This window comes from Exercitatus varius, assembly GCF_029577735.1.
Lineage (GTDB): Bacteria > Pseudomonadota > Gammaproteobacteria > Enterobacterales > Pasteurellaceae > Exercitatus > Exercitatus varius.
This window is the reverse complement of the sequence record NZ_JARQTO010000005.1, coordinates 43,196-61,515: the sequence shown is the minus strand read 5'-3', so window position 1 is coordinate 61,515 and position 18,320 is coordinate 43,196. Positions and strand designations below refer to the sequence as shown.

The window sequence follows — 18,320 nt, the reverse complement described above, 5'->3', positions numbered from 1 at the left end:
ATCTAACTATCCTTTATATATACAAATTTATTTAATTTTGTGATCTCTGTTCCAATCTTGCTCAAGATTTTACTATTAGATTTTTTCTGCAGTATTCTTGTTGGTATAGGAGAGAATATGAGTAGAAAATATAAGTTTTGTGACCCGGATGGTGTTTATTTTGTGAGTTTTTCAACAGTATATTAGATTGATGTATTTATTCGAGATGATTATTTTATCGAAATGATCAATGCACTGGATTTTTTTCGAAAAAATAAAGGTATGAAAATTTATGGTTATTGCATTATGCCTAGCCATGTACATTTATTATTCAGTGCAGAAAATAGCAATCCATCAGCATTGTTAAGAGACTTTAAGAAATTTACAGCAAGAAGAATGTTAGATTGTATTCGGAATAATATTCAAGAAAGCCGTAAAAGTTGGTTACTGTGGATGTTTAAAAGAGCTGGGGAACATTGTTCCAATGTAAAACATTATCAATTTTGGCAACATAGCAATCACCCGATTGAAATTCATTCAGATGAGTTTTTTGAGCAGAAATTGGAATATATTCATCAAAATCCAGTGGCGAGCGGTTTTGTTATGGAATCTGAAGGATGGAAATATAGTAGCGCAAGAAATTATGCAGAAGTGGATTTTGCTTTGGAGATTGATTATTTAGTGTAATTTTCTTGTGTGGCATAAAAATATGGCGCGCGTCTCTCGGCGCGTGCCTTTTCCATCTCTTAAAATTAAGCACGCGTCGGGAGATGCGCGCTATCGTAGCGTTAACCTGGCTTTAATATTACCCCAAAAGTGCGGTCGTTTTTTTAATAGTTTTGATAAATCCGATCTTGATCACGGATAGTCGGCGGTGAATTTTCTATAATGAAAAATTAAGGAGGCCGAGATGAATGATTGTATCGATAAAAGACTGGATAAATTAATCAACGAATCGCAGGATGAAGTGTTGGACCGGATTGCGCGGCGGATTCTCGAACAGGGCGGAGAAGCCCGACTTTCACAGGATTGGGTTCGCCGATGTGGCGATGATTTCAATCTTACGCCGGTAGAGCTGGCGTTACGTTGTTTGCCCGTTGCCGCCTGTTATGCGTTGGCGCCCGTTTCACATTTTAATGTGGGGGCGGTGTCTATTGGGCAATCCGGCGCATTCTATTTCGGGGCGAATCAGGAATTTTCAGGCGATGCCATACAACAAACGGTTCATGCGGAACAGAGTGCCGTCAGTCATGCCTGGTTGGCGGGAGAACCTGCGCTGACGGATATGGTGGTGAATTACACGCCTTGCGGTCATTGTCGCCAGTTTATGAATGAATTGAATAGTGCCGATCGATTGCAGATTCATTTGCCTCACAGTCGGAACAATAGCCTGCACAGCTATTTGCCCGATGCGTTCGGTCCGAAAGATTTGAATATCAGCCGGGTCCTGTTTGATCCGCAACCGCATTCTTTCGGTTTCACTCATGCCGATCCGCTGGTTCAGGCGGCAGCGGACGCCGCGAGACAAGCTTACGCGCCGTACAGCCGGGCCTTGAGCGGCGTGGCATTGCAAGTGGGTAAACAGATCATAACGGGGCGTTATGCGGAAAATGCGGCATTTAATCCCAGTTTTCTGCCGTTACAATGCGCGTTGAATTACCGGCGTTTAAGCGGTTTGTCCGACTTGTCCGTCAGTCGGATTGTTATGGCGGAACGCCAAGGCGGTTTAAGTCATCGAAGTATTACGGAACAGCTTGCGCACCGTTATTTGGGATTGGAAATCGAATATTTTGCACTATAGCGGGCGCACCACCTAAGTTTTCAAAATAAACAGATAAAAAGAAAACCGACTTTTTCATCTTTTAAACTCAAGCACGCGTCGGGAGACGCGCGCTATTGTAGGGGACTAACACTAATCTTTCGCTACGGATGTGGGCGGTGGCATTTATGCGTGCAATATAAAAACCTCGAAAATATTCAACCCTAGTTACAGATTAAATCATACTAAATATATTTATTGATAATAATTCTCATTTATGTTAATATCCGTAACGATGTTACTTGTTCAATCCATCAAGGAGAAAATATGAGAAAATTCAATTTGTTATTAACATCGTTATTGCTCGGTGCGGCGACGACGGCTTCGGCGCACAGTTTATGGACGTTGGGTGAAAATAAAGAGGTCTTTGAGGCGGATATTCTGTACGGACACGATTTCCCGCATCCGGAAAAAATTCCGGCAAAACGTCTGTCTTTATTTGAACCGTTGAAAGTGGTGAGCCGGGACGGCACCGTCGTGTTAACTCAAAGCGGGGAAAATTATCACTATAAACACACGGACAAATTAGGCAAAGGCACGCATATTCTGGTGGCGAATTACAAACCGACCTATTGGACGGAAAAAACCAACGGCGAATGGGAGATGGGCAAAACCCGCCGAGACGTCGCGCAGGCAAAAGAATGCGGATTGTACAGCATGCAGGGCAAAAGTTTTGTGGTGATTGACGATGACGCAGCGTTTTCCACCCAGCCGCTCGCTCAGGGTTATGAAATCACGCCGTTGGTGCCGTTGAACGGGTTGAAAGCCAATGAAACGACGAAATTCAAAGTCACTCACAACGGTAAACCGGTGGAAGGCGTAAAAGTGGTAGGTGCGCCGGCGGGCTTTGACACCGACGACTTGGAAATTCACGCCTTCTCCGCCACCACGGACGACAAAGGCGAATTCAGCTTTAAAGCCTTGACTTCCGGCCCTTGGTATTTGGCTTCCGAAGTGGAAATCCAGGGCAAAGATCCGAAAGTGTGCGATAAAGAAGTACATGAATTTACGCTTAGTTTCGCCGTGAAATAAAATTCGGCGATACGAATCCCAAAAGTGCGGGCGATTTTACCGCACTTTTTTATTTCGGGCATCGCGAGTTGCACGACGGATATTGCGGGGGTAAACTGATAATTATCGGCGTGACTGATAAAAAGGAGAATCTATGTCGGAAGTATTTCATTTAGGCTTAACCAAAGCCATGTTGAAGGGCGCTAAAATCGCCGTCGTTCCGGGCGATCCGGCGCGCAGCGAACGTATTGCGCGGCGAATGGATAAACCGGAATTTCTTGCCTCTACCCGAGAATTTACCTCGTGGCTGGGCTATCTTGGAAACGAACCCGTGGTGGTATGTTCAACGGGAATCGGCGGACCCTCGGTTTCCATTTGCGTGGAAGAATTGGCGCAACTGGGTGTCAGAACCTTCCTGCGTGTCGGGACCACCGGCGCGATTCAGCCGTACATTAACGTGGGCGATGTGTTGGTGACGACGGGCGCCGTGCGTTTAGACGGAGCGAGCCGTCATTTTGCGCCGTTGGAATATCCGGCGGTAGCGGATTTCGCTTGTACCAACGCGCTGTATAATGCCGCGGTGGCACAGGGCGTTACGCCTTATGTAGGGATTACCGCGTCGTCGGATACTTTTTATCCGGGACAGGAACGTTATGATACCTTCAGCGGCAAAGTTTATCCGGCGTTCCAAGGCACCTTGAAACAATGGCAGGATTTAAACGTGATGAATTATGAAATGGAATCCGCCACTTTATTGACCATGTGCGCGGCGTTGGGGCTAAAAGCCGGCATGGTGGCGGGCGTGATTGTAAACCGTACCCAACAGGAAATCCCGAACGAGACGACCATAAAAAGCACGGAAGAAAAAGCGGTTTCTGTGGTGATCGAAGCGGCGCGCCGTTTGGCTTCCGCCTGAATTGTGTTAAGAGAGAAAAGTGCGGTCGTTTTTTTCATTGTTTTTATCCGTTCAACGTGTAAAATCGTAGACAGGCAAATCAGCAGAAAGGAAATATCATGACAAAAATTATTCACACCGAAAAGGCGCCGGCGGCAATCGGACCTTACGTACAAGCCGTGGATTTGGGCAATTTAGTGATAACATCCGGTCAGATTCCGGTGAATCCGGCAACGGGCGAAGTACCGGCGGATATCACGGCGCAAGCTCGTCAATCGCTGGAAAACGTTAAAGCGATTATTCAACAAGCCGGTTTGCAGGTGGCGGATATTGTAAAAACGACCGTATTTGTAAAAGATCTGAATGATTTTGCCGCGGTAAATGCCGAATACGAACGCTTCTTCAAAGAAAACGACCATCCGAATTTCCCGGCGCGTTCTTGCGTCGAAGTGGCGCGGTTACCGAAAGACGTCGGCCTGGAAATCGAAGCCATCGCCGTGCGCAAATAATTTCCGTATCGATTAAGGCTTGAGAAATCAAGCCTTTTTCTTCGCGTTATGCTAAAATCCCGCCAATTTTTACTGCAACCGAATTCTGACATGCAACCTTTACCCATTGAAAAATACGATGAATTATTAGCGAAAAAATGCCAAAAACTGACCGCACTTTTGGCGCCTTTTAAGGCGCCGGCGTTAACGGTTTTTGCTTCGCCGCCTCAGCATTTCCGCATGCGGGCGGAATTTCGCCTGTGGCACGATTACAGTTCAAACCGCGACGGCGATCTTTATCACATCATGTTCGATAAAACCACCAAGCGGCGTTATCGCGTGGATCGGTTTCCCATCGCCACACAGCTGATTAACCGCATGATGGCGACCATTCTGCCGTTGCTGAAAGAACGGGAAGTGCTCGGCAAAAAGCTGTTTCAGATTGATTATCTCAGCACGTTGAGCGATCAGATTATTGTCAGCCTGTTGTATCACAAAACGTTGACGGAAGAATGGCAAACGGCGGCGCGGGCATTAAAAGTGCGGTTAGAAAATCAGGGATTTTCCGTGCAGATTATCGGGCGCGCCGCCAAGCAGAAAATCTGTCTGGATCAGGATTTTGCGGACGAAGTGCTGCCCGTTAACGGCAAAAATTACGTGTATCGCCAAGTGGAAAACAGCTTCACTCAGCCGAATGCGGCGGTGAATTGTAAAATGCTGGAATGGGCGATAGATTGCACGCGCGGCAGTCGGGGGGATTTGTTGGAACTGTATTGCGGCAACGGCAATTTTTCCATTGCCTTGGCGCAAAATTTCCGCAAAGTACTGGCGACGGAAATCGCCAAGCCGTCGGTAGCGGCCGCGCAATTCAATATCGCGGCAAATCGGGTGGAAAATGTACAGATTATCCGCATGTCGGCGGAAGAATTTACCCAGGCTATGAACGGCGTGCGCACCTTTAATCGCTTGAAAGGCGTTGATTTGCAGGCATACGAATGCAACACCATTTTGGTGGATCCGCCACGGGCGGGGCTGGATCCCGATACGGTAAAACTGGTGCGGCAGTATGATCGCATTTTGTATATTTCCTGCAATCCGCAGACTTTATGCGAAAATTTGCGGACTTTGAGCCAAACTCATCGTATCGAACGGGCGGCGCTCTTTGATCAATTCCCCTATACCGATCATATGGAAGCAGGCGTGTGGCTGATTCGAAAATGATGATTCAATTACGCAGCGAATTAAAAACAGACGAAAATTTGACCGCACTTTTCATGCAACAATGTGCCGCGGCGGGGTTAATGCATGCTGAAAACAGCCCGCTGGCGTTGGTGCAAACGGAAATGGGAGACGAGGATTTTCGTTTGGAACTGCGCAAGCTGGACGAACCCAAACTGGGCGCCGTATTTGTGGATTTTGTCGGCGGCGCGATGGCGCATCGCCGTAAATTCGGCGGCGGACGCGGTGAAGCGGTGGCGAAAGCCGTGGGCGTAAAAGGCGCGGAATTGCCTAGCGTAATCGACGCCACCGCCGGTTTAGGGCGCGATGCCTTCGTGCTGGCATCCGTCGGTTGTCGGGTGCGCTTGGTGGAACGCCATCCCGTGGTTCGCCTGTTGCTGCAGGACGGCTTGCGCCGCGCCTATCGGGACGCCGAAATCGGCGACATGATGCGACGGAATATGCGGCTGCTGGAGGTTTGTCATATTGCAGAACTGGATCCCGCCCGGGATTTTGCCGATGTGGTGTATCTCGATCCCATGTATCCGCACAAACAGAAATCGGCGCTGGTGAAAAAAGAAATGCGGGTGTTTCAGCATTTGGTGGGCGCGGATTCGGATGCGGACGCCTTGCTCGCTCCCGCCCGCCGACTGGCGCGGAAACGAGTCGTGGTGAAACGTCCCGATTATGCGGAATATCTCGCGCAGATTCCGCCGCATTTTTCGCGCGAAACCAAAAATCACCGCTTCGATATTTATCTTCCGTAGGACGGATTATGCGAACCGAATTGCGAAAAACTCAGGCTAAAAACCGTTCACAAACGGAACGATCTCGTAGAAATCAGATGCGGGCCGCGCGTCCTCAGGCAAAAAGTGCGGTCGATTTTCGCACTGATTTTCGCCGCCGGAAACCGGCTTTGAGTCTGGCGCAAACTGAAGTCATTCTGTTCAACAAACCTTTCGAGGTGCTGACTCAGTTTAGCGATGAAAATGGGCGCAAAACCCTGAAGGATTTTATCCCCGTGCCCGATGTGTACGCTGCCGGGCGGCTCGATCGCGACAGCGAAGGCTTGCTGATTTTAACCAATAACGGCGAGTTGCAGCACCGATTGGCGAATCCGCAATTTAAACTGCCGAAAACCTATTGGGTGCAGGTGGAAGGGCGGCCGACGGAAGCGGATTTGGAACCGCTTCGTCGCGGCCTGGAATTAAAAGACGGCATGACGAAACCGGCAAAAGTGCGGTGGATTTCCGAGCCGGATTTATGGCCGCGGGTGCCGCCCGTTCGCGAGCGTAAAACCATTCCCACCGCGTGGTTGGAAATTCAAATCAGCGAGGGCAAAAACCGTCAGGTTCGCCGCATGACGGCTCATATCGGTTTTCCCACTTTGCGTCTGGTGCGGACGGCGGTGGCCGGATTGAGTCTGAACGGCTTGCCGAACGGACAGTATCGCCGGCTTAGCGAGGCGGAATTGAAAGAACTGTTTCGACTGTTAGGGCTTTAAACCCGATGTGCCGTTCGTGAACCGACGCTAAAGTGCGGTCAAAAAAAGCATCGTTTTTCGAACGTTGCCTTTGCCGACGGCCTTTGTGAGCAATCCTTAAAAGATTGCGAATAAAAAATACGACGTTTTTTAACCGCACTTTTATCTGTTTTCAATACGTTAATCCTTTCGACTTGCAATTTTAGCGGTATTTATCCAAAAATTTGTAATAAGGAATTCCGATTTTCAGCGCCAGATTTTTTACCCATTTGCCGCCGTAAAGCGACGGAATTTTGAGCGTTTCGAACACGCGTAAACGGCTGTCGTCGCCGCATATGGCCTCCGCAATAATGCGCCCGGCCAGTCCGGTTAATGCGACGCCGTGCCCGGAATAGCCGTGGGCGAAGAAAATATTAGGAGCGATGCGGCCGAAATAAGGTCGGGCGTTCATCGTCATGTCGATAGGCCCCGCCCAGCCGTATTCGATTTTGGTCGCTTCCAGTTGCGGAAATACGTTCAGCATATTCTTTCGCATGATGCGAATCATGTCTTTGTCGGCGCTGCTGTCGGAACCGAAAAGCAAGCGGTTGTCCGCACTTAAACGGTAGTAGTCCAGCAATAAATTGTTGTCGCAAACGGACATGCCGTTATTTATCAGACTATCGGCGGTGGCTTGATCGAGCGGTTCGGTTGCGATAATAAAACTTTCTACCGGCAGAATTTTGCGCGCGGTGCCGCGGTGCACGGATTTTGCCGTTTTCGTGATGTAGGCGTTGGCGGCGATGACGGCGTTTTGCGCGGTGACGCGGGCTTTGTCGGTGACGAGCGTCACTTGATTGCCGCGGCGCCGAATATCCACCACGGGAGATTGTTCAAAAATCCGTACGCCCGCATCCAGACAGGCTTTTGCCAGCCCTAAGCAATAGTTGAGCGGATGCAAATGGCCGGAATTGCTGTCATACAGGCCGCCTACGTAAATGTCGCTGCCGAGGTGTCGTTTAAGTTGGTTTTTATCCCACAGCTGCATGTTGGGATAATCGAAGGTTTCGCGGCTGGCCCGTTCGATGGCGATGAGATCGTCCATTCGGCGCGAATTGAGCGCCACCGTGGCATAGCCCTTTTTCCAGTCGCACCGAATATCGTATTTGGTGATGCGTTCGTCAATAATATTAATGGCTTCCAGGGACATTTCCCAAAGTTGGCGGGTGATGTCCAAACCGAACCGTTTGATATATTGATCAATGCCGTCTTCAAAGCCGTTAATCGCCTGTCCGCCGCTACGCCCCGACGCGCCGAATCCGATGCGGGCGCCTTCCAGTACAATCACTTGTTTGCCTTTTTCGGCAAGTTCCAGGGCCGCCGATAATCCGCCGAATCCTGCGCCGATTACGCAAACATCGGCGGAAAGCGGTTTGTCTAAGTGCGGTCGGATTATGTCGAGATTTTTGCTGGCGTAATAATAACTGTGGATGTGTTCCTGATGGGCGAAATTTAGCATAATGTCAGTTGAATTCAGGTGGAAAAGGCGGCATTAAGGCTTACGGCGGAAATGTCGGCGGTTCGATTTTAGCCTGAATTTTAGTTCCGATTGCCGCCGTGCGTCAAGAACGCCGTGATTGTCGCTAGCCGGGCGGCTGTCGGAAGCGGGCGGACTGTGTTATAATTCGTACGAATTTTATCCGTTATCCGTGCAAACGGACGGCGTACGGTTCGGTTTTCCGTTAAAAAGCAAGCCGAACCAAAGTCAAAAAACGATGCTTTTTTTGACCGCACTTTTATCCTGATTAGGAGTTCTGCCGTGAAAAAATCCTTATCCTGTTGTTTGAAAGGTCTGACGGTTTCGGCCGTTATGCTGTTTTCAGCTTCCTCTTGGGCGGAATCAATCCGCATTTATAACTGGACGGACTACATTCCTTCCGATTTAATCGCCGAATTTACGCGCGAAACCGGCATTGATGTAAATTATTCCACTTTCGAAAGCAACGAAGAAATGTATTCGAAGCTGAAACTGCTGAAAAATACGGGTTATGATTTGGTGTTTCCTTCCAGCTATTACATCGGTAAGATGGCGAAAGAAGGCATGCTGGAGAAAATTGATCACAGTAAACTGAGCAATTTTAACCAGATTCCGGCCAATCTGTTGCATAAGGATTTTGATCCGAATAACGATTATTCGCTGCCTTATGTGTACGGCTTAACCGGTATCGGGGTGAATAAAAGCGTTATCGATCCGGCGAAAATCACCGGTTGGGCGGATTTGTGGCATCCGGAATACAAAGGGCAAGTGCTGTTAACCGCCGATGCGCGCGAGGTGTTCCATATCGCGTTATTGCTGGACGGCAAATCACCGAATACGCAAAACGAAGAGGAAATCAAAGCGGCATACGAACGGTTAACCAAACTTTTGCCGAATGTGGCGACCTTTAATTCCGACACGCCGGAATTGCCGTATATTCAGGGCGAAGTGGATTTGGGCATGATTTGGAACGGTTCGGCTTATATGGCGAAACGCGAAAATCCGGATATCGAGTTTATTTATCCGAAAGAAGGCGCGATTTTCTGGATGGATAATTACGCGATTCCGAAAGGATCGCAACACGTAGAAGCGGCGCACAAATTTATCGATTTTATGTTGCGTCCGGAACATGCGAAGGTGATTATCGAGCGCATGGGCTATTCCATGCCGAATGAAGGAGTGAAAGCGCTGTTAAAACCGGAAGATGTGGCGAATCCGTTGCTGTTTCCGCCCGAAAGCGAAGTGAAAAAGGGCGTCTTTCAGGCTGATGTGGGCGATGCCGTGGATATTTATGAAAAATACTGGAATCGGCTAAAAACCGATAATTAATCAGGCAAAGCTGAAACACCTTGCGGCGATTTCGGCTTTTATTTTATCCGTCAAGGAGAAAAACGATGAAAAAATCGACCGCACTTTCAGGTTTTGTCGCATTGGTTGTTGCCGCGCAAAACGGCATGGCGCAAACAGAACAGAATCAATGCCTGGCGTTAAAAGACGTCGTCATTCCGAATACCCAAATTACCGCCGTAAAATGGTTTGCCGGCGGTGTGTTGCCGCAGGACGAGCAGTCCAGTTTCACCGGTGCCAGCGAGAGCCAGACCAAGGCCGAGGCGCATTGCGTGGTAAACGGCGAAATTGAAAAATATCAGGGAGCGGACGGCAAACCGTATGCTATCGGCTTCCAATTACGTTTGCCGCAAAACTGGAATAAAAAATTCCTGTTTCAGGGCGGCGGCGGTCTGGACGGCTTTTTGGCGCCGGCGGTGGGGGCCGTGCCGGTGCGAGGCTCCAATGCACAGCCGGCACTGATGCGCGGTTATGCGGTGGTGACCATGGACGGCGGACATCAGGGTGCACGTGATACCGCATTTACCGCCGATCAGCAAGCGCGGCTGAATTACGCTTATGCCGCCACCGGCAAAGTGACGGCGACAGCGAAACGGCTGATTGCGCAAATGTATCAAACTCAGCCCGAACACAGCTATTTTATGGGCTGTTCCAACGGCGGACGAGAAGCCATGAATGCCGCTATGCGTTATCCTTTGGAATTCGACGGCGTGGTGGCGGGCAATCCGGGTTTTCGTTTATCCCGCGCCGCCATGGGCGAAGCCTGGGATAATCAGCAATTTATGAAATTTGCGCCGACCAATGAAAAAGGCGAAAAAATCGTGGCGAATGCTTTAACTCAGGCGGATTTGGACGCCGTTGCCAAGGGCGTGCTTGCCCGTTGCGATGCGAAAGACGGTTTGGAAGACGGCATTATTAATGCATGGGAAAGCTGTGATTTCAAACCGGAAATGGTGAAAAAGGAAATCGGAGCGCAAAAAGTGGCGTTGTTGAATGCCATTTTCAACGGGGCGAAAAACAGCCGCGGCGAAAATGTGTACAGTTCCTGGCCTTACGATGCGGGTATTAATACTCAGGGCTGGCGTCAGTGGAAACACGGCGATTCGCAAACCGCACAACCGAATTCGCGTAATTTCACTATGGGCGTAGCGAGTTTAAAAGAATATTTCATGACGCCGCGCAATCCGGATTTTGATACGCTGAAATTCGATTTTGATAAGGATCCCGCCAAAGTCGCGCAAATTTCAGGCATTAACGACGCGGATAAAACGGATTTATCCACGTTCCGGTCCCGCGGCGGCAAAATGATTATTTTTGAAGGCGTGTCCGATCCGGTTTTTTCCGCCCATGATTTACGGGATTGGTATCGACAGTTGCAGGCGGATATGCAAGCGACCGAACAATTTGCCCGCGTGTTTATGATTCCCGGCATGAATCACTGCGGCGGCGGACCGGCATTTGAAGATATCGATCCGCTGACCGCCTTGGAACAATGGGTGGAAAACGGTAACGCACCGGCATATTTGGTGGGTAAAGCCGGTAAAGCGTTGCCGGATAAAAACAAAACCATGCCGATTTGCGCGTATCCGCATGTTGCCACTTACAAAGGCGGCGATATGAGCAAAGCGGACAGTTTCGAATGCCGTTAAGCGCATGCGGGAACGATGTGATTATTGCGGATTAACGCCCAATTTTTGCCGTTCTCATGTATAATGCGGTCAAGATTTCTGTCGAAAAAGGACGAAAAAATGACCGCACTTTTCCAGCAACTTCCTTCCGTTGATAAGCTGTTAAATGCCTCTCAGGGGCAACAACTGACGACAAAATTCGGGCATTCGGCCGTGGTAGGCGTTTGTCGCGCTTTGTTGCAACAGAGCCGCCAATTTATTCAGCAAAACCGGCGACTTCCCGATTTTTTAATTCAGGATCAAGCCGTGTTCGCCGAAATTGAACGACGTTTGCTGCAGCAAAGTCAGGTACAAATAAAATCCGTACATAATCTGACCGGCACCGTACTGCACACTAATTTAGGACGCGCTTTATGGGCGGAGTCCGCACAGCGGGCCGCTTTAACCGCTATGGGCGAAAATGTGGCGTTGGAATATGATTTAGAGGCCGGCAAACGCAGCCATCGCGATAACTATATCAGCGAGCTGATTCACCAACTTACGGGCGCCGAAGCGGCTTGCGTGGTGAATAATAATGCGGCGGCGGTGTTGTTAATGCTGGCGACTTTCGCTCAAGGCAAAGAAGTGATTATTTCCCGCGGCGAACTGATTGAAATCGGCGGGGCTTTCCGCATTCCCGATATTATGGCGCAGGCGGGCTGCAAGCTGGTGGAAGTGGGGACGACGAATCGCACCCATTTAACTGATTATCGCAACGCAATTAACGAAAATACCGCCTTTTTAATGAAAGTTCACAGCAGTAACTATCAAATTTGCGGTTTCACCGGCGAGGTGGCCGAACATCAATTGGTGGAATTGGGCAGAGAATTCAATCTTCCTGTGATCAGCGATCTCGGCAGCGGCGCATTAACGGATTTGTCCCGATATAATCTGCCGAAAGAACCGACAGTGCAGGAGAAATTCGCACAGGGCGTGGATTTGATTTCCTTTTCCGGCGATAAACTGCTCGGCGGTCCGCAGGCGGGCATTATTGCGGGCAAGAAAGAACTGATTCGACAACTGCAATCTCATCCGCTGAAACGGGTTTTACGTTGCGACAAAGTGATCCTCGCCGGCTTGGAGGCCACTTTGCGCTTGTATCTTCAACCTGAAAAACTCGCCGAAAAACTTACGAGTTTGCATTTACTCACTCAACCGGTCGAACAATTACAACGGCAGGCCGAACGGTTGAAAGCAAAATTGGAATCGGTGTTGAATGATGAATTTTCTCTGCAAATCGAAGCAAGTTCGGCGCAAATCGGTAGCGGTTCGCAACCTATGGCAAGGATTCCGTCCGTCGCCGTCACCATCGCAGAAAAAAGTTCGCAAAAACTGACCGCACTTTTAACGCGTTTTAAAAAACTTTCAAGCCCGATTATCGCCCGGGTGGAAAACAACAAAATTTGGCTGGATTTGCGTTCCCTCGCCGATCTTGAAAAGTTATTAACCGCCTTAGATGAATTAAATTAGCGAAGAAAAAATTATGATTATCGTCACATCCGGTCATGTTGACCACGGAAAAACCGCGCTTTTGCAAGCTTTGACGGGCGTGAGTACCGCCCATTTGCCCGAAGAAAAAAAACGGGGCATGACTATTGATTTGGGTTATGCCTATTTGCCGGTGCAGAATAAAATTTTAGGTTTTATCGATGTGCCGGGGCATGAAAAATTTCTTGCCAATATGCTGGCGGGGTTGGGCGGCATTCATTACGCCATGTTGATTGTGGCGGCCGATGAAGGCGTGCAGGCGCAAACGAAAGAACATTTAGCCATTTTGCGTTTGCTGCAGATTGACAAAATTATGCTGGTCATCACTAAGGCAGATCGTGCGGATTCGGCGAAAATCGACGATCTTCAGCGCAAAATTAAACAGGATTACCCTTTTTTAGCGGAGAATCCGTTTTTTGTCACCTCCGCCGTGAGCGGGCAAGGTATTGCGGAATTACGGGAATTTTTGACCGCACTTGCTAATCCGGCGGATCAAAATAAGCCGTTCCGTTACGCCATCGATCGCGTTTTCACCGTGAAAGGGGCGGGCACGGTGGTGACGGGCACGGCATTTAGCGGCAAGGTAAAAATTGATGACGAGCTTTATCTTTCCACCGGCGAAAAAGTGCGGGTGAAAAATATTCATGCACAAAATCAGCAAAATAGCGAAGGACTTGCCGGTCAACGTTTAGCATTAAATATTAATGCGGATTTAGGTCGCAGTTTGATTGAACGGGGCGATTGGCTGTTTTCGCAAGCGCCTTGGGCGCCGACGGATCGCTTCACTGTGGTGTTGAATGCCGAAATGCAATTGAACGAAAGTCAGCCCGTGCACGTTTATCACGCGGCGAGTCATGTGGTGGGAAAACTGGGGCTGCTGACGGCGAAAAGTGCGGTCAAAAATAGCGAAGTTTTGGCGGAGGTGTTGCTGGATAAGCCGCTGTTTCTGGCTCAGGGCGATAAATTGATTCTGCGCAGCGGCGATAATAAACAACTGGCGGCGGGCGCGCGGGTGCTGGAAGTGTATTCGCCGAAACGGCATAAACGCAGTGAAGTGCGGTTAAATTTTTTAACGGATTTACAGAACGCGCAAAGTGCGGGGGAGCGGTTGGCTTTATATTTGCGGTCGCAGGCGGTGAGCGCTTCACAGTTAATGTGGATTGAACAACTGACTGCCGCTCAGCTTGACGCCTTGATGGCGGAACAGCATTTGGCGCACTTTCAGGAATGGTGTTTTAACCGGGATTATCAGCAGCAAAAAATTCATCAAATTTTGACCGCACTTGAGCATTATCACGCCGCCCACAGCGATCAGGTAGGGCTGGGAAAAGCCCGTTTGTATCGCATTGCCGCTTTACAGCAGCCGGAAAAATTGATTTATCACCTGATCGATCAGTTGCTGGCGGACGGTCGCCTGCAGCAAAGTCGCGGCTGGCTGCATTTGCCGACCCATCGCATCCAGTTCAATCAGGAAGAACAAGCTTTGTGGCAACGGGTGTCGGCGAAATTTGCAGAACAGAACGGACAAGCCTTTTGGGTGCGCGAATTGGCGACGGCGTTGAACGTGGAGGAAACCGTTATGCGCAATTTTTGTTATAAAGCGGGAAATTTGGGATATTTAACGGCGATTGTGAAGGATCGGTTCTTTTTAACGGAAACCGTTTATCGGTACGCGGAGAAGATTAAAGCGTTGATTGAAGCGCAAGGGGCGATTTCGGTGAATCAGCTGCGTGACGAATTGCAGTTCGGGCGGAAATTAACGGTACAGTTGACGGAATATTTTGATCGTTGCGGTTTTTTACGTCGCAAAGGTAATTTTCATTTGTTGCGCGATCGCGATATTTTCAATCATTAGAGGGCGGCTTCTCCGCTTTCGGGTAGGAATAACTTGACTATTTTGGGCTCATGCTTAAAATTTATAGCAATTTATTCCTGTGAATAAATGGTGTCGCCGTTATGGGCGACGAAATTCAATAATTTTACTCGGAGTCTAGTTATGGCATTATTTACTCAGCCATCAAAACGTCGTTACGGTGTTGCCTTTTTTGTAGGGATCATCGGCGGTCTTATTTCTGCGTTCGTAAAATGGGGAGCCGAGCATCCGTTCCCGCCGCGCAGCCCAATCGATTTATTTACCGCCGCCTGTCCGCAACCCGTCTTGGACGCATTAAATTCAGGCGCTTTGGCAATGGACGGCGCGTTACAACAATGTTCCCGCGCGTTTTTAAATCCTCCGCATGTGTTCTTGCGCGATTATCTTGGCATCGATCCGACACAAGCGGCATTTACCTTTGCGGATCAAGCGTTTAACTGGATTGGCGTAACGCACATCATCTTTTCATTAGTGTTCGCTATCGGTTACTGTTTAGTGGCCGAAGTGTTCCCGAAAATTAAATTCTGGCAAGGTATCGGCGCCGGTTTGTTAGCCTGTATCGTGGTTCACTACATTGTGTTCCCGGCAATGAACCTGACTCCGCCGGTATCCGAATGGCCGTTATACGAACATGTTTCTGAAATCGTAGGTCATATTTTCTGGTTCTGGACGATTGAAATTATCCGTCGCGATTTGCGTAATCGCATCACCGGTCAACCGGATCCGGAAGAAGAAACGCGCTAAGTTTCACTCAAATCAAAACCGAGATGTTTATCTCGGTTTTTTTGTGTTTCAAAATCAGGCTTGATAGAGGCGGTAACTGACTTGTCCGCTCGTTTTCTCTTTTAACAAAACCCAGTTTTCCGGCACCTTCGGCTGCTTTTCCCGTTCCGTTTCCACGTAAATCAGGGCGTTCGGTCGTAACCAATTATTTTCCGTCAGTAATTGCGCCGCCTGTTCCGCCAATCCGAAATGAAACGGTGGATCGAGAAATACCACGTCAAAGTGCGGGCGATTTTGCGGTCGTTTTAGAAATTCCAGACTGCTTTGATTAAACACGACGGCTTGCGTTTTATCACAATTCAGCATTTGCAGATTTTTGCTGAGTTGGCTTGCCACGGCTTTGTCCAATTCCAGGAATGTCACGGATTTCGCCTGGCGGGACAAAGCTTCAAACCCCAGCGAACCGCTGCCGGCAAAGCCGTCCAGACAATCGGCGTCTGCAATGTAAGGCATTAACCAGTTGAACAGGGTTTCTTTTATCCGATCGCCCGTCGGCCGCAAACCCGGTGCATTTAACACCGGCAATTTACGTCCGCGCCAACGCCCCGCAATAATGCGCACCTCACCTCTCGGATTTGCCGTTTGAGCCGTTGGATTTCGTGGTTTTGTGTGTTTTTTCATACGGATAAATGATAGACTATGCGAAATTTTGACGCATTTTAACAGAAAAAGAGAACATTATGGCAGAAGATAAGAAAAAAGGCGGTTTTTGGTCCTGGTTGGGATTGGGCAAAAAGCAAGCGGAACAGGACGTCGCGGATAAAATTGACGACATAGTCGATGAAATAAAAGATAAAATTGACGATGTTAGCGACAAGATTGAGGACGTTGCCGACAAAATCGAAGATAAATTCCAGCAAATCGGCGATGAAGTTGAAGAACGGTTTGATCGCATTCAGGCGCGGATTGACGAAAAACTTGAAGCGGCGGAACAAAATCTTAGCGAAGAAACGGTCGAACAAATCGAGCATTTTGTGCAATCGGAAACGCAAAATTCGTTGGAAAATTCGACCGCACTTGAGCCCGTTCAAACGGAGCAATTGGTAGCGGACGTCCGTCGGCAGCAAGCCAATACGACAGAAAATTCGGCGCCGGAATCTGTCGCGACGGAAAATACCGATAATACGGCGAGTGCCGTTCAGGCTGAAGCGACGACGGAAACGAGCGAAAGTGCGGCGGATTTTTCGTCGCTTTCGGAAGATGAAACGAACTCTCAAAAGGCGGAAAACGCAGCCCTTGCCGTGCCGGCGGAAACCCGGGAAAAACCGAGCGAAGGCGGTTTTTTCAGCCGCTTGCTGAAAGGTTTGGTTAAAACCAAACAAAATATCGGCGCCGGATTTCGTTCTTTTTTTAGCGGTAAAAAAATTGACGACGAGTTATTTGAAGAGCTGGAGGAACAATTGCTGGTCGCCGATATCGGTGTGCCGACGACGGCCAAAATTATCCAAAATTTAGAACAGCACGCGACCCGTCAGCAGCTGAAAGACGCGGATTTGCTGTATCAGCGGTTGAAACTGGAAATGGCGGAAATTTTAAAACCGGTGGCGCGACCGCTTGAAATCGACGGTTCGAAAAAGCCTTATGTGATTTTGATGGTGGGCGTGAACGGCGTGGGGAAAACCACTACTATCGGCAAATTAGCGCGTCAATTCCAACAGCAAGGCAAATCCGTGATGTTGGCGGCGGGCGATACTTTCCGGGCGGCGGCGGTAGAACAGTTGCAAGTCTGGGGAGAACGCAATCATATTCCGGTGGTAGCGCAAAGCACAGGATCGGATTCGGCTTCGGTGATTTTTGACGCCATGCAGTCCGCTTCGGCGCGTGGGGTCGATATTTTAATCGCCGATACGGCGGGGCGTTTGCAGAATAAAAATAATCTGATGGACGAGCTGAAGAAAATCGTTCGCGTTATGAAAAAATACGATGAAAGCGCGCCTCATGAAATCATGCTGACGCTGGATGCCGGCACGGGGCAAAATGCCGTCAGTCAGGCGAAATTATTTAATGAGGCCGTAGGTTTAACCGGGATCAGTTTAACCAAGCTGGACGGCACGGCAAAAGGCGGCGTGATTTTCGCTATCGCCGATCAGTTTAAGCTGCCGATTCGCTATATCGGGGTCGGGGAAAAAATCGAAGATTTACGCACTTTCGATGCGGATGAATTTATCGACGCGTTATTTACGCATGAAGACGATTAGTCGATATGCGAACATAACCTAAAGGAGACAAAGTGCGGGCAAAAATTTGAGAGTTTTTTGCCCGCCCACAAAATCTTAGTCTATATATCAGAATTGATTTTGGCTTTTGAATCTTCGTCTTTATCTCTGTTGAGACGACCATGATTAAAGAATGTTTTGTGCGCGGAAGGTTGTAGCTCCCTTTTTCATTTCGCAGTGCTATAATTTGACGTGCTATATCGCAAATTACAGACCGGTTGTAGCTCCCTTTTTCATTTCGCAGTGCTATAATTTAGCCTTTAAAGATAAATCTATTGTCGGTGTTGTAGCTCCCTTTTTCATTTCGCAGTGCTATAATTTTTCACCTGCAAATTCATTCCCACAACTTGTTGTAGCTCCCTTTTTCATTTCGCAGTGCTATAATAAGTTATCCGTGTTTTTGCGCGGCGACATGGTTGTAGCTCCCTTTTTCATTTCGCAGTGCTATAATTAGTGGTGACAGAACCACACTAATTAGTTTAGTTGTAGCTCCCTTTTTCATTTCGCAGTGCTATAATGTCGGCGTATTGTTTACGC

At 48.7% G+C, this 18,320-nt stretch carries 16 protein-coding genes and 1 CRISPR repeat array (1 of these 17 cut by a window edge); of the genes, 14 read left to right on the top strand and 2 right to left on the bottom strand.

Translation table 11 applies throughout. From position 1 onward, the window contains the following. The first annotated feature begins 222 nt into the window (after positions 1-222). The 8 genes from P7M01_RS06020 to P7M01_RS05985 all read left to right on the top strand — a co-directional run bounded on the left by P7M01_RS06020 (position 223) and on the right by P7M01_RS05985 (position 6,914). Positions 223-666, top strand: a complete 444-nt coding sequence (locus P7M01_RS06020; protein ID WP_317483072.1) for a transposase — start codon at positions 223-225, stop codon at positions 664-666. A 223-nt stretch (positions 667-889) separates the two neighbouring features. Then, on the top strand, positions 890-1,780 hold the full coding sequence (gene cdd, locus P7M01_RS06015; protein ID WP_317483071.1) for a cytidine deaminase: 891 nt from the start codon (positions 890-892) through the stop codon (positions 1,778-1,780). Positions 1,781-2,065: 285 nt separating this feature from the next. Continuing rightward, positions 2,066-2,830, top strand: a complete 765-nt coding sequence (locus P7M01_RS06010; protein WP_317483070.1) for a DUF4198 domain-containing protein — start codon at positions 2,066-2,068, stop codon at positions 2,828-2,830. A 133-nt stretch (positions 2,831-2,963) separates the two neighbouring features. After that, complete coding sequence (udp, locus tag P7M01_RS06005) at positions 2,964-3,725, top strand: uridine phosphorylase (protein WP_202936358.1); 762 nt, start codon at positions 2,964-2,966, stop codon at positions 3,723-3,725. A gap of 98 nt (positions 3,726-3,823) precedes the next feature. After that, positions 3,824-4,213 carry a RidA family protein gene (locus P7M01_RS06000; RefSeq protein WP_317483069.1) on the top strand — a complete coding sequence of 130 codons (390 nt, stop codon included), beginning with the start codon at positions 3,824-3,826 and terminating at the stop codon, positions 4,211-4,213. Between the two features lie 90 nt (positions 4,214-4,303). Continuing rightward, complete coding sequence (gene trmA / locus P7M01_RS05995) at positions 4,304-5,413, top strand: tRNA (uridine(54)-C5)-methyltransferase TrmA (protein ID WP_202936356.1); 1,110 nt, start codon at positions 4,304-4,306, stop codon at positions 5,411-5,413. Further along, positions 5,410-6,177 (top strand): class I SAM-dependent methyltransferase, encoded by a 768-nt coding sequence (locus P7M01_RS05990; protein WP_394853283.1) that lies wholly within the window; start codon positions 5,410-5,412, stop codon positions 6,175-6,177. The genes trmA and P7M01_RS05990 overlap by 4 nt, the downstream gene beginning before the upstream one ends. Before the next feature lie 77 nt (positions 6,178-6,254). Beyond that, positions 6,255-6,914: a pseudouridine synthase gene (locus P7M01_RS05985; RefSeq protein ID WP_238398892.1), complete on the top strand. Its 660-nt coding sequence runs from the start codon at positions 6,255-6,257 to the stop codon at positions 6,912-6,914. A gap of 181 nt (positions 6,915-7,095) precedes the next feature. Here the strand turns inward: P7M01_RS05985 and P7M01_RS05980 are convergent, their stop codons facing one another. Further along, entirely contained in the window at positions 7,096-8,391 is a 1,296-nt protein-coding gene (locus P7M01_RS05980) for an NAD(P)/FAD-dependent oxidoreductase (protein WP_317483068.1), read from the bottom strand. 300 nt (positions 8,392-8,691) lie between these two features. Between P7M01_RS05980 and P7M01_RS05975 the strand changes: the two genes are divergently transcribed. The 5 genes from P7M01_RS05975 (at position 8,692) to P7M01_RS05955 (ending at position 15,528) form a co-directional block, all read left to right on the top strand. Further along, complete coding sequence (locus P7M01_RS05975) at positions 8,692-9,738, top strand: extracellular solute-binding protein (protein ID WP_317483067.1); 1,047 nt, start codon at positions 8,692-8,694, stop codon at positions 9,736-9,738. 65 nt (positions 9,739-9,803) lie between these two features. Next, entirely contained in the window at positions 9,804-11,405 is a 1,602-nt protein-coding gene (locus P7M01_RS05970) for a tannase/feruloyl esterase family alpha/beta hydrolase (RefSeq protein WP_317483066.1), read from the top strand. Positions 11,406-11,504: 99 nt separating this feature from the next. Next, positions 11,505-12,893 (top strand): L-seryl-tRNA(Sec) selenium transferase, encoded by a 1,389-nt coding sequence (gene selA, locus P7M01_RS05965; protein WP_317481203.1) that lies wholly within the window; start codon positions 11,505-11,507, stop codon positions 12,891-12,893. Positions 12,894-12,906: 13 nt separating this feature from the next. Next, a complete protein-coding gene (gene selB, locus P7M01_RS05960) occupies positions 12,907-14,766 on the top strand; it encodes a selenocysteine-specific translation elongation factor (RefSeq protein WP_317483065.1) in 1,860 nt (619 codons plus the stop codon). A 141-nt stretch (positions 14,767-14,907) separates the two neighbouring features. After that, a complete protein-coding gene (locus tag P7M01_RS05955) occupies positions 14,908-15,528 on the top strand; it encodes a YagU family protein (protein WP_317476083.1) in 621 nt (206 codons plus the stop codon). A gap of 54 nt (positions 15,529-15,582) precedes the next feature. On the opposite strand, the gene rsmD is transcribed toward P7M01_RS05955, so the two are convergent. Continuing rightward, positions 15,583-16,188, bottom strand: a complete 606-nt coding sequence (rsmD, locus tag P7M01_RS05950) for a 16S rRNA (guanine(966)-N(2))-methyltransferase RsmD (RefSeq protein WP_317483064.1) — start codon at positions 16,186-16,188, stop codon at positions 15,583-15,585. A gap of 59 nt (positions 16,189-16,247) precedes the next feature. Between rsmD and ftsY the strand changes: the two genes are divergently transcribed. Then, complete coding sequence (gene ftsY / locus P7M01_RS05945; RefSeq protein ID WP_317483063.1) at positions 16,248-17,765, top strand: signal recognition particle-docking protein FtsY; 1,518 nt, start codon at positions 16,248-16,250, stop codon at positions 17,763-17,765. 169 nt (positions 17,766-17,934) lie between these two features. Continuing rightward, positions 17,935-18,320: a CRISPR direct-repeat array (repeat unit 36 nt; unit sequence GTTGTAGCTCCCTTTTTCATTTCGCAGTGCTATAAT) (it continues 113 nt past the right edge of the window).